Source organism: Corynebacterium sp. HMSC074C01 (assembly GCF_001814605.1).
In the GTDB taxonomy this organism is placed as follows: Bacteria; Actinomycetota; Actinomycetes; order Mycobacteriales; family Mycobacteriaceae; genus Corynebacterium.
Map to the genome: position 1 here is coordinate 186,220 of NZ_KV817300.1, position 11,787 is coordinate 198,006.

An 11,787-nucleotide genomic window follows, 5' to 3' on the forward strand; every position below is an offset into this window, starting at 1 on the left:
GCCTCGGCACCCTCACACTCATCGAAACCTACACCGCGAAGGTCAAGAAAACCCTCGATGCGTGGAACCTCAGAGCAAAACTCGCCGCCACCCCCGCACACCGCATCCCCACCGTCGCCGCCACGCGCCTGAAAGAACTGCGCTCCAAGCGCACAGCCAAACCAGGTGTGCGCATCACCTACCGGAAACAAGGCCCCAACACGCTTTCCATCACCGACGACGCCACCACGATTGCCAACATGCGCGGCGTACTCGAATCCACCAACAACACCGACCTCCTAAAGGCCGCCAACGACATCTTCTTCAACAAAGAAACAAGCGGTTCCAAGCCTGCGGTGCGCACCCAAGTCATCATCACCCTCAACGAGCTAGACCAGATCATCAACGGCGACGGGGACGAAATAGAGCTCAACCTGACTAATGGTGGGCGCATGACCGGGGTAGAATTCCTCACCCACAAGTTTGCCGAAATCGGCTACGCCACCATCGTCCACCCCCTCGACGGGCCCATCAACACCTGGCGCCTATCACGTGGAGCAAACCTCAACCAACGCCTTACCCTCCACGCCGAATCCCACACGTGTTCCAGGCCCGGGTGCAATAAGCCAGCAGACTACTGCCACGTCCATCATTTGGTGCCCTGGCAGGCAGGTGGCTACACCAACATCAACAACCTGACCTTCCTGTGTGCTTATCACAACGGTATCAATGATGATGACCCTTTAAGGCCTACCGGGCATGGCTACATGTACCGACTAAACACCGGCGTTAGCTTCATTCCACCCTGGGGTGCCCCAATCACGGCAATGCCGGAATACCAAGAAGCACTAGCCAGACTCAACGCCGAACGGGAAACAGTCACAAAGACCCAGGCCACAGCACCAGCCCAAAACCCAGACACAACGCCACAACAACCACCAGACCCACCACCCGACAGCAGCTAACACCCGCAGCCACCAGACACCGCGATGAGAGAAAGGAAAGGGCTCACCACCAGTACTAACACCACCCCGATGGAAGCACCCGCTAACCACAGCAAGGTACACGGGCACATCGGCGAGCCATATGCGAGCGCTACCCGTCAACCAAATCCGGGCTGACGGGGGAATCGGCGATCTCAGGTCCCGCCGCACGTACTGCCGGACGTAGCAGGGGCAGAGACAACAGGCCTCCTTAAGCCCCTAAAGGGCGAAGCCAGGATTGCGGGGATTTAGGCGATCTCAAGCTCCTCTGCACGTGCCGCCGAAAGCAGCAGGAGCAACGGGGGTTTCTAAGCCCTTAAAGGGCAACCCGCTAACTACTGCCAGCCACCGAGCGGAGCTCGGCGCATCAGGACTGATTAATGGGGTGGCGAGGAAGGAGGGCTCCAAGGCTCAGACTCGGCGAGGATGAGCTCCTTGATGACTCCAAACGAGTGCAGGGTGCCGCGCGAAAGATGGATGCGGAGAGGCTTTCCGATTTCGCCTTCTTCGATGCAATGCCAGGAGAAATCAGTGCGGATGAGCTCACGGTTCTTGCGCTCGACGATATGCAAGCCATGGTCGAGGAGGATTGTCTCCGTATCGGTTCGGATGAACCACACGCGGTCCCCCACGCTGCGGCGCTTCAAGCCAGTCAAACTGCGACTGTCCTCGCGCAGGCGGGAAACAGACTCGATGACGCCGAAGCGATGCTCGAAACCTTCCGTGTCTGCGAGGACAAGCGGGCGGCCTGGGCCCACCGGACGGAGCGCTGAGACCTGCCACGCCACAGGTTGCCCGCGCTGTCCTTCCTTGGACACCGATCGCACTACAGCCATGCAACCGGGGCGTGAAATCTGAGCTTCAGAGAACTCGGTGAGGGCCTTGGCAACTGGGACCGCCGAAAGAGCGCTAGGCGTCAAGGTGACGCGGTGGGAAGGGGTGATGACGAGCCAGAGACCTTCGGTGATGAGGTGATCGTCGAGAGGCACGAGCGGCGGGTGGACGGCTGCCATGGACAATAGGCGGGCGGTGAGTTCGTCGTCAGGCACGCTCCAGCCATAGCCTTCAGCCGCCAACATTCCGAACAGGGTTCCCAAGGGAAGATCCGGTTGGCCTTCCCACGCGGCGCGTAATGCGGCGAGGGTGCGGTCAATACGGGTTGGGTCAAACATGACACCCAAGCCTAGTAGGTCCGCGATCACCAAAGCCGCCCAACCCCATCAGGGATTGAGCGGCTTGCAGACCTGCTAATCAGGAAGGGCCTTAGGCCCTAGCGAGAATTAGTCGAGGATCTTGGTAACGCGGCCAGCGCCGACGGTACGGGAGCCCTCGCGGATAGCGAAGCGCAGGCCCTCGTCCATAGCGACCGGCTGGATGAGCTCTACGGACATCTCAACGTTGTCGCCCGGCATAACCATCTCGGTGCCCTCAGGCAGCTTGATGACGCCGGTAACGTCGGTGGTGCGGAAGTAGAACTGCGGACGGTAGTTGTCCATGAACGGGGTGTGGCGGCCACCCTCTTCCTTCTTCAGGACGTAGACGGAACCCTCGAACTTGGTGTGCGGGGTGTAAGCGCCCGGCTTGATGCAAACCTGGCCACGCTCAACCTCTTCACGCTTGGTACCACGCAGAAGCAGACCACAGTTGTCGCCAGCCTCGGTGTAGTCCATCATCTTGCGGAACATCTCGATACCGGTAACGGTGGTGGACATGGACTTGTCCTTGATACCGATGATCTCGATGTCCTCGTTGACGTTCAGGGAGCCACGCTCAACACGGCCGGTAACAACGGTACCGCGGCCGGTAATGGTGAAGATGTCCTCGATCGGCATCAGGAACGGCTTGTCCAGCTCACGCTCCGGATCCGGGATGGAGTCATCGCAAGCCTGCATCAGGTCGATGACAGACTGTACCCACTTCTCGTCGCCCTCAAGAGCCTTCAGAGCGGAGATGTGAACGATCGGAGCTTCCTCGTCGTAGTCCTGCTCGGCGAGCAGCTCGCGGATCTCCATCTCGACGAGTTCGATGATTTCCTCATCGTCAACCATGTCGCACTTGTTCAGTGCAACGAGGATGTACGGAACGCCAACCTGGCGAGCCAGCAGAACGTGCTCGCGGGTCTGCGGCATCGGGCCATCGGTTGCAGCAACAACCAGGATAGCGCCGTCCATCTGAGCAGCGCCGGTAATCATGTTCTTGATGTAGTCGGCGTGGCCCGGGGCGTCCACGTGTGCGTAGTGGCGCTTCGGGGTGGAGTACTCAACGTGGGAGATGTTGATGGTAATACCGCGCTCCTTCTCCTCAGGAGCCTTATCGATCATGTCGAAGGCGAAAGCGGTGTTCTCCTCCGGGTAAGCGTCAGCCAGAACCTTGGTGATCGCTGCGGTGGTGGTGGTCTTGCCGTGGTCGACGTGTCCGATGGTGCCGATGTTCACATGCGGCTTCGTACGCTCGAACTTCTCCTTTGCCACTGTTTGTCCTCCTGGACTCTATGGCGGCTACGTATTTCGCAGCCACGTGGTTTGTATTGCCATTGGCACTTCGGGCCGAAGCCCATAAGCGCTAATGACGCTTTCTTACGTGCCAGTTACACGATCCTAGATTTATGCCGCAGTTTTTTCAAACTGCCCAAATAGGAGGTAACCCCGCCCAACACGTGCGGACGTTGACCCTCGACAAGAATCAATTTAAAGGATCCTGGGAGGGTAACGGCCGGCTCAACGCGCAAAATGTTTACGCATTCAGCGGACCGCTACCTCCCCAGCGCTGGGAGTTGGTGTCTACTGGCGAAGACTACCAGCCCCCACAGGGAGGGGAATCGATCGGTTCCCCTTTAGCCCTTAGGCCTTGGAGCCGGTGCGCTCCTCGATGATCTCCTGTGCCACGGAGGACGGAACCTCAGCGTAGGAATCGAAGACCATGGTGAAGTTTGCACGGCCAGCGGTGGAGGAACGCAGGTCACCGATGTAGCCGAACATCTCGGACAGCGGAACCTTAGCCTTGACCACCTTAGCGCCGGAGCGGTCTTCCATCGCGAAGACCTGGCCACGGCGGGAGGAGATGTCACCGTTGACGGTACCCATGTACTCCTCCGGGGTCACGACCTCAACGGCCATGATCGGCTCAAGCAGAACCGGCTTTGCCTTGGCAACGGCCTCCTTGAGGACCTGGGAGCCAGCGAGCTTGAAGGCCATCTCAGAGGAGTCAACGTCGTGGTAAGCGCCGTCCTCGAGGGTGGCCTTGATGTTCACCAGCGGGAAGCCAGCGACGAAGCCGTACTGCATAGCGTCCTGAATACCAGCGTCGACGGACGGGATGTACTCCTTCGGAACGCGGCCACCGGTGACGGCGTTCTCGAACTTGTAGGTTGCGGACTCGCCCTCTTCCAGCTCCTCCGGATCCGGGTTGTAAGGCTCGATGGTAACGATGACCTTTGCGAACTGGCCGGAACCACCGGTCTGCTTCTTGTGGGTGTAGTCGAGGGACTCGACCTTCTTGCGGATGGTCTCGCGGTAAGCAACCTGCGGGTTACCGATGTTTGCCTCAACCTTGAACTCGCGCTTCATGCGGTCAACCAGAACGTCGAGGTGCAGCTCGCCCATACCGCCGATAACGGTCTGGCCGGATTCCTCATCGAGGTGAACGGTGAAGGTCGGGTCCTCTTCAGCCAGCTTCTGGATAGCGGTACCCAGCTTCTCCTGGTCAGCCTTGGTCTTCGGCTCAATAGCAACCTGGATAACCGGATCCGGGAAGTCCATGGACTCGAGGATAATCGGGTTGTCCGGGTTACACAGGGTGTCACCGGTGGTGGTTTCCTTCAGACCGATGAACGCGTAGATGTTACCGGCGTCGGCGTGCTCGACCGGGTTCTCCTTGTTCGCGTGCATCTGGAAGAGCTTGCCCACGCGCTCCTTCTTGTTCTTGGTGGAGTTGAGCATCTGCTCGCCCGGGATAGCCTGGCCGGAGTAGACGCGCACGTAGGTGAGCTTGCCGAAGAACGGGTGCACGGCAATCTTGAAGGCCAGTGCGGAGAACGGCTCGGAAACGGAAGGCTTACGGGTCAGGGTCTCCTCACCGTCGAGGGAGGTGCCGTTGACCTCGCCGATGTCCAGCGGGTTCGGGAGGTAGTCAACAATAGCGTCGAGCAGCGGCTGGACACCCTTGTTGCGGTAAGCGGTACCGCAGAGGACCGGGTAGATCTCGGAGTTCACGGTCATCTTGCGGATAGCGCCCTTGATTTCCTCAATGGTCAGCTCTTCGCCACCGAAGTACTTCTCCATGAGCTCTTCGTCGGACTCAGCGACGGCCTCGAGCAGCTTCTCGCGGTACTCTTCAGCCTTCTCCTGCAGCTCGGCCGGGATCTCCTCGATAGTGGCTTCGGTTCCGGTTTCTACCTTGCCGCGCCAGGTCAGCGCTTGCATGTTGATCAGGTCGACGACGCCGTCGAAGTCATCCTCAGCACCGATCGGCAGCTGCATGACCAACGGCTTAGCGCCGAGGCGATCAATGATGGTCTGAACGGTGAAGTAGAAGTCCGCGCCCATCTTGTCCATCTTGTTGACGAAGCAGATACGAGGGACGTCGTACTTAGCAGCCTGGCGCCACACCTGCTCGGACTGCGGCTCCACACCTTCCTTGCCGTCGAAGACAGCAACAGCGCCGTCGAGAACACGCAGGGAGCGCTCAACCTCAACGGTGAAGTCCACGTGACCCGGGGTGTCAATGATGTTGATCTGGTTGTTGTTCCAGAAACAGGTCACAGCAGCGGACGTAATGGTGATGCCGCGCTCCTTCTCCTGCTCCATCCAGTCAGTGGTAGCGCCACCATCGTGGGTCTCGCCGACCTTACGGTTAATACCGGTGTAGAAGAGAATGCGCTCGGTGGTAGTGGTCTTACCCGCATCGATGTGCGCCATGATGCCGATGTTGCGGACCTTATTCAGATCCTTAAGCACTTCTTGTGCCACAGTTAATACCCCAACTTAATTGTCGTCGACGCCCGAGTCAGCTAACCGCCAACCACGTTACAAGGACGTCTTCATGGATAGGTCTTGGTCTATTTTGCCACGTCTGGGCCTATACGTCAGCGTGAGGCGTGAAGCTCACGCCATAAAAAATGGCTCGAACAACGCTATTCAAGTTTAGGTTCCGCACTAGCTAGCGTGCGACGCTCCGCCAAAGGGAGCGAGAACACGCATTGTCAGCGCAGGTAAACGATGATATCGCTGTTCGAGCCATGATGCCATGTGGCGGGTTATACCGGTGGGATTACCAGCGGTAGTGAGCGAAGGCGCGGTTGGCCTCAGCCATCTTGTGAGTATCCTCACGACGCTTGACGGAAGCGCCCAGGCCGTTGGATGCATCGAGGATCTCGTTGGCGAGACGCTCGATCATGGTGTTCTCACGACGCTGACGGGTGAAGGTCACCAGCCAACGCAGAGCCAGGGTGTTGGAACGAGCTGGCTTGACCTCAACCGGGACCTGGTAGGTAGCGCCACCCACGCGGCGGGAGCGAACCTCGAGGTCCGGGCGGATGTTGCCCAGAGCCTTCTCCAGGGTGCCAACCGGGTCGGTGCCGGTCTTCTCGCGGCAGACCTCGAGAGCGCCGTAGACGATACGCTCAGCGGTGGACTTCTTGCCGTCACGCAGGATCTTGTTCACGAGCATGGTGACCTGCTCGGAGTTGTAAACCGGGTCCTTAACTACAGGACGCTTCGGTGCAGCATTCTTACGCATTGTTGATTACTGTCCCTTCTTTGCGCCGTAGCGGGAACGAGCCTGCTTACGGTCCTTCACGCCCTGGGTATCCAGTGCGCCGCGGATAATCTTGTAGCGAACACCCGGGAGGTCCTTCACACGACCACCGCGGACGAGCACCATGGAGTGCTCCTGCAGGTTGTGGCCCTCGCCCGGAATGTAGGCGGAAACCTCGATACCGGAGGTCAGGCGCACACGGGCAACCTTACGCAGAGCCGAGTTCGGCTTCTTCGGGGTGGTGGTGTACACGCGGGTGCACACGCCACGGCGCTGCGGGGAGCCCTTCAGGGCGGCCGTAGCAACCTTGGCCTTCTTGTCGTGGCGGCCCTTGCGGACCAGCTGCTGAATAGTTGGCATAAATCTAGTCTTTCTCTATGACTTCGGCTTGAACTGACCGTTTCCACTCGCCCAAACATGCAAAAATAGGGGCTCTTCTCCGGGGCCCTTCCGCATGTCCAGAACTTCTCTCAGCCACAGGGTGGCTGAGATACCGATCAGACTTTTCATCTCCTATAAAGATGAAACCTTGGACAGACTACCATTAGCCCGCTGATCTGCCCAAATCCGAGTTTCGTCCGCTTGGCTTGGCACTCGAACCGCAGTATGAACTAGCGCCACTCCCAGCTCAGGTCCGCCTCCACGGCGCGTTCGGCGAAGTGCTTTTGTTCCTGCTTCTCCCAGGTTTCAAACCACTCTTCATAACCGGGGTCGCGCTCAAGGGCGCGCTCGCGGCGCTTCTCGCGTGGGCCGTCGATTCGCACGGTCACCACGGAGCCACGCTCCTTGGCGGCGGCCACGGTGGCCTCGGTGACAGAACCCACGCCCTCGACGATCAAATCATCGCGTTCATCCAGGCTGGCCCAGTCCTTCGGGGCGTTGGCTTCCCAATCCCAGCGCCAATAGCCCGGGTTATTCTCCCGCAGCACTTGCTCTGAAACCATCTCTGAGCCTTCTTTGAGCCCATGCCAGCCGGGGTAGAACTCGTCGAGGTGGACTACTCGCCACCCCGTGCGCTCCGCTAGGGCCACGGAGGTCCAGGTTTTGCCGGCGCCGGAGGGGCCGTCGATAAGCACGGTGACTGGGCGCATCGGGCGCTTGCGCGCTGCCGCGAGCGACACCACATCATTCAAGAGCCTGTCCATCTCGGTGGCGTTGGTATCGGCAGTTCCCTTACCGCCTTCCCGTTGGTCCGTGCGGTCCGTGTCCTGCATGTTTTCTTTCACCACTTCTGGGTATGTCTAGCGTGCAGCTTTAAGAGAGAGTCATCCTAGAGTCCGAAGAATCTCCAGGACCCACTGAGAACCGAAACTACCACCGGAAGCGCCGCAAGGCCGGTTCCCACCACCATCACCAGCCAGTCCCGGCCGGCTAATTGGGAGGGCCGCGCCCACGTGCGCTGGCCGCCGCCCGGCGGGGTGCGACCAAATCCGCGCGCTTCCATCGCCGTGGCGAGCTTCCCGCCGCGGCGCAGGGCCAGCACCAACAATCCGAAGGACATAGTGATGAGGTGCTTGATGCGGCCTTCGTCGGTAAGCCCACGCGCACGCCGCGCCATGGCCAGGTACTGCCAGTCTGATTTGAACAGCGTCATCATGCGCACCCCGGCCACCGCCCCGATGACAAACCGGGAGGGCAGCTTGAGGATTTGAGAGAGGGCGTCGCCAAGCTCTGTCGGGTCAATATCTCGCGCCAGCACCACCATCGGCAGCGCCACTGCCAGCACACGCACCGTAATGGCGATGGCCAGCTCCAGTGAGTTATCCGTGACCGTAATCAGCCACCAGCTGAAGTACTCCCGCCCGCCGGGCGCACCGTAGAGCAGCATCGAAATACCGGACAATGGCGCAATAAGAAACAGGAACCACCCAGCCTTAAACAGCCGCGGCCAGGACACCCCGCACAGCGGCGCAAAGAGCAGAGTCATCCCCAACGACACCACCGCGGAGACCCAATCCACTGAGAGCAACAAGGGTGTCACCCACACGAACATCAAAAAGATGCGCGTCAGCGGATTTACCCCACGCAGCAATCCAGCGTTGCCCAAACGACCAGCACCCTTCACACTCACCGAAGATGTATTAGCCACGACTCACCTCCACTCGGTGGTCACCCAACGCGGAAATGAACAAGGGGTCGTGGGTCACCGAGGCAATCGTCGTCCCCTCATCCGCCATGCGCCGCAACAACCACACCAGCTCGGTGAAGGTGTGGGGGTCTTGGCCGAAGGTGGGTTCATCAAGAAGCAGCACCTCCGGTGCAGTGACCAACGCCGTGGCCACGGACAGTCTGCGCTTCTCCCCTCCGGAGAGCGTAAACGGATTAGCGTTCAGCACATGCCCCAGACGCAAGGCCTCCACGAGCTCCACAATGCGCTTCTCTGGCACCTCGCGGTGCATCACCCGGGGTGCCACGCGCAGCTCCTCCGCCACCGTGCGGGCGACGAACTGGTGCTCGGGGTTCTGGAAGACGAACCCAATGCGGTCCGCCAACTCCCGGGACTTCCACGTCAGCGGCGAGCCCTTCAGCCCCCGCCGCACGTACTCCGCCACGCCAATCTCCCCTGAGACTGCCGGAAGCAACCCCGCCACCGTCATCAGCCACGTAGTCTTGCCCGCACCATTCGGCCCAGTAATCACCGTAGACATCCCCCGCGGTAGCGCATAGCTGCGCGGCGGCCCAAAACGGGTGACCAAGTCCGTACTCCACAGCGCCGCCGCCTCCGCTACTACCCCAGCGCTGCTTGACGACGCCTCATCAATCCCCCGCGCCTGCGGCAAACCGCTAATAGAACGCGAAGCCACGACAGTCTCCAGTGGACCATCAGCGACAATGCGCCCATCCTTCAGCTCAACCGCTCGGTCGAGCACACCCTTCCACGCCGAGTGCTGATGTTCCACCACGATGAGCGTGGCACCTGTGCGCTCCACCATGGTGGATACCGCCTCGATGACCTCACGTGCACCTTCGGGGTCGAGGTTCGCCGTGGGCTCGTCCAGCAACACCATTCCCGCACCCATCGCGATGACACCGGCCAACGCCAGACGCTGCTTCTGCCCACCGGAGAGCTGCTCAGTGGGAAATGACAAGTCCACCGATGGCCCCACCATCGATAGCGCCGCCGACACCCGCCGCCAAATCTCCGAGCGCGGGTAGGCCAAGTTCTCACAGCCAAAGGCCACATCATCCCCCACTCGCGCGGCAATCACCTGTGAGTCCGGGTCCTGCAACACCAGCCCCACCGGAATCGTGTGCCCCGGTGGCTCGACGTGACCGGAGGAATCCTCAAGAAGAATCTCACCTTCGCGGGTGCCTTCATCATCCCCACCAAGCACTCCCGCTATGGCCGCCAGCAGCGTGGACTTTCCGGAACCGGAATCGCCGCACAGCAGCACCTTCTCCCCCGGCGATACAACCAAGTCAATATCCGCCAGCGCCGGCGCACGCCTCCCCGCATGCGTCCAGCCATAGCCACGAGCCACAAGCTTCGTAGCCCCAGCACTACCCACATCAGCCATCAGAACCAGCCATCACAGTCAGCAACGTCAACCAACATCAGTCAACGATCGACGAACAACAAACAACGCGAAACAATTAAGAACAGCGCAAAACAAGTAACAAGCGACAAGCAACGCTTGTCTAAGCGTTGTGCTGTTCGCGGCCAACCGCAAAGCGATCCAGCGCACCAGTCTTCGCAAGAGCCTTAACTACGAAATAGCCCACGACACCCGCCAGAATGGCTCCGGAGATACTCAGCGTCACCAGGTAGATGATGTTGAACTGCAGAGTCTTACCCAGGTTTCCGGAGGTAAACAGCTCCAGTACAAACGCACCCCAGCCCGCGGCCATGCCGCCGAGCATCGCAATGCCCAGACCAAAGCGGCGGTAGAGGAAGATTGCCAGGACAATCTCCACGCCAATGCCCTGCGCAATACCGGAGTACAACGTACTAATCCCCCACTGGGACCCAAGCACCGCCGACACAATCGCCGCCAACAGCTCTACGTAGAGTGCTGCACCCGGCTTGCGGATAATCAGGCCGCCAACAACACCACCCAGCAGCCAAATACCAGTGGCAATACCGCCCAAGCCCGGCGTGAGCGCATCCATGGCCTGGAACCATGCGTAGCCCACCGTGTTCCACGCCAGGAACACAATTCCACACGCCACACCCAGCACGGAAGCCACCACGATGTCGACGACACGCCAGTTCAAACTGCGCGGTGCAGCGCCGTTCACAGGTGCGCCGCTATTAACAAATCCACCATGAGATACAGAGTTCATGATTCCTCCCTTTCGCCGGCATTATCCGGATCAGGTTCGACGGTTCGCCGCTATGACGCGGCATCTCAGCCTCCTCAGCCATTCCATGCAAACCCATTAAGACAAAAGAAACGGAATCGGGCTAAGCACAATCAAGGAAGGCAAGGAAGCACCCGTGACGATGTGTAATTAGAAGCCGCCAGCACCAAAAGAGCACCAGCTAAGCACGCTCAAAAAGCACTGTCAGCTTAGCAAGACGTACCTCGCCAGAACACATCTACCTCTGCTTCAAACAAAGGAGAACGACCACTGGGAGGCACGGCTCAGGAGAAAAACGAAAGTACCCCGTCGCGTCCTCTGACCTACGCGACGGGGTACGTGCACACTGGCTTCAAAAAGCCAGTGGCCATGAGCCTCTACACCAGTAGCTTAAGGAAAGGAAAAGCTTCGGTAGAGACCCAAGACTATGGGAAATAACAAATCGTATTTCGGAACTATCAAACTAAATCGAGCAATGAGCCAGGTCACGCCACCGGGTTATAAAGCCCGGCAGCAATGTCCCGCTTCATCAACTCTCAAGTTGGGTAGGAGGTTAACGCACCTCCCGTGGCGGTGTTATTAAAGGGAACACGTCCCTACGCTGCGCGGATTACTTGGAGGAAGAGGAACCGTTAGAGGAACCTGCACCCGGCGCACAAGCATCAGCGATAAGGCCAATAGCCAGAGCACCCGCAGCAATCAGAGCCACAGCACCAGCAACCTGCTGATACTCAGCACCGAAACGCTTCAGCTGCGCATCAATACCAGC

Annotated in this window: 10 protein-coding genes and 1 riboswitch; of the genes, 1 reads left to right on the forward strand and 9 read right to left on the reverse strand. The window is 59.5% G+C overall.

Annotation, left to right across the window (positions count from 1 at the left end; genetic code table 11):
- Positions 1 to 944: HNH endonuclease signature motif containing protein (locus tag HMPREF2978_RS11455; protein ID WP_070745630.1), on the forward strand; the 944-nt coding region annotated here is incomplete at its 5' end.
- A gap of 395 nt (positions 945 to 1,339) precedes the next feature.
- Here HMPREF2978_RS11455 and HMPREF2978_RS11460 read toward each other — a convergent pair.
- The 9 genes from HMPREF2978_RS11460 to HMPREF2978_RS11500 all read right to left on the reverse strand — a co-directional run bounded on the left by HMPREF2978_RS11460 (position 1,340) and on the right by HMPREF2978_RS11500 (position 11,000).
- Entirely contained in the window at positions 1,340 to 2,134 is a 795-nt protein-coding gene (locus HMPREF2978_RS11460; protein ID WP_070745632.1) for a hypothetical protein, read from the reverse strand.
- A gap of 108 nt (positions 2,135 to 2,242) precedes the next feature.
- Positions 2,243 to 3,433: an elongation factor Tu gene (gene tuf, locus HMPREF2978_RS11465; RefSeq protein ID WP_010189688.1), complete on the reverse strand. Its 1,191-nt coding sequence runs from the start codon at positions 3,431 to 3,433 to the stop codon at positions 2,243 to 2,245.
- A 369-nt stretch (positions 3,434 to 3,802) separates the two neighbouring features.
- The gene (gene fusA, locus HMPREF2978_RS11470) at positions 3,803 to 5,929 is read right to left on the reverse strand and encodes an elongation factor G (protein ID WP_070525756.1); all 2,127 of its coding nucleotides are present in this window, start codon (positions 5,927 to 5,929) and stop codon (positions 3,803 to 3,805) included.
- A 301-nt stretch (positions 5,930 to 6,230) separates the two neighbouring features.
- Entirely contained in the window at positions 6,231 to 6,698 is a 468-nt protein-coding gene (rpsG, locus tag HMPREF2978_RS11475; protein ID WP_070525758.1) for a 30S ribosomal protein S7, read from the reverse strand.
- 6 nt (positions 6,699 to 6,704) lie between these two features.
- Positions 6,705 to 7,076: a 30S ribosomal protein S12 gene (rpsL, locus tag HMPREF2978_RS11480; RefSeq protein ID WP_005286791.1), complete on the reverse strand. Its 372-nt coding sequence runs from the start codon at positions 7,074 to 7,076 to the stop codon at positions 6,705 to 6,707.
- Positions 7,077 to 7,327: 251 nt separating this feature from the next.
- Positions 7,328 to 7,930 (reverse strand): isopentenyl transferase family protein, encoded by a 603-nt coding sequence (locus tag HMPREF2978_RS11485; RefSeq protein ID WP_070525760.1) that lies wholly within the window; start codon positions 7,928 to 7,930, stop codon positions 7,328 to 7,330.
- A 56-nt stretch (positions 7,931 to 7,986) separates the two neighbouring features.
- Complete coding sequence (locus tag HMPREF2978_RS11490; RefSeq protein ID WP_070525764.1) at positions 7,987 to 8,709, reverse strand: energy-coupling factor transporter transmembrane component T family protein; 723 nt, start codon at positions 8,707 to 8,709, stop codon at positions 7,987 to 7,989.
- Positions 8,710 to 8,797: 88 nt separating this feature from the next.
- Positions 8,798 to 10,234, reverse strand: coding sequence for an ABC transporter ATP-binding protein (locus HMPREF2978_RS11495; protein WP_070745634.1), 1,437 nt, complete (start codon positions 10,232 to 10,234; stop codon positions 8,798 to 8,800).
- Between the two features lie 121 nt (positions 10,235 to 10,355).
- On the reverse strand, positions 10,356 to 11,000 hold the full coding sequence (locus HMPREF2978_RS11500; RefSeq protein WP_070624317.1) for an ECF transporter S component: 645 nt from the start codon (positions 10,998 to 11,000) through the stop codon (positions 10,356 to 10,358).
- A riboswitch (TPP riboswitch) is annotated at positions 10,989 to 11,166 on the reverse strand. (Overlaps the previous gene by 12 nt.)
- Positions 11,167 to 11,787: the final 621 nt, after the last annotated feature.

What these genes read in the sequence shown, in the direction of transcription:
- HMPREF2978_RS11495 (WP_070745634.1), bottom strand. Translation starts at nt 10,234, where the DNA reads ATGGCTGATGTGGGTAGTGCTGGGGCTACGAAGCTTGTGGCTCGTGGC.
- HMPREF2978_RS11490 (WP_070525764.1), bottom strand. Translation starts at nt 8,709, where the DNA reads ATGTTCGTGTGGGTGACACCCTTGTTGCTCTCAGTGGATTGGGTCTCC.
- HMPREF2978_RS11460 (WP_070745632.1), bottom strand. Translation starts at nt 2,134, where the DNA reads ATGTTTGACCCAACCCGTATTGACCGCACCCTCGCCGCATTACGCGCC.
- rpsL (WP_005286791.1), bottom strand. Translation starts at nt 7,076, where the DNA reads ATGCCAACTATTCAGCAGCTGGTCCGCAAGGGCCGCCACGACAAGAAG.
- HMPREF2978_RS11485 (WP_070525760.1), bottom strand. Translation starts at nt 7,930, where the DNA reads ATGCAGGACACGGACCGCACGGACCAACGGGAAGGCGGTAAGGGAACT.
- rpsG (WP_070525758.1), bottom strand. Translation starts at nt 6,698, where the DNA reads ATGCGTAAGAATGCTGCACCGAAGCGTCCTGTAGTTAAGGACCCGGTT.
- HMPREF2978_RS11500 (WP_070624317.1), bottom strand. Translation starts at nt 11,000, where the DNA reads ATGAACTCTGTATCTCATGGTGGATTTGTTAATAGCGGCGCACCTGTG.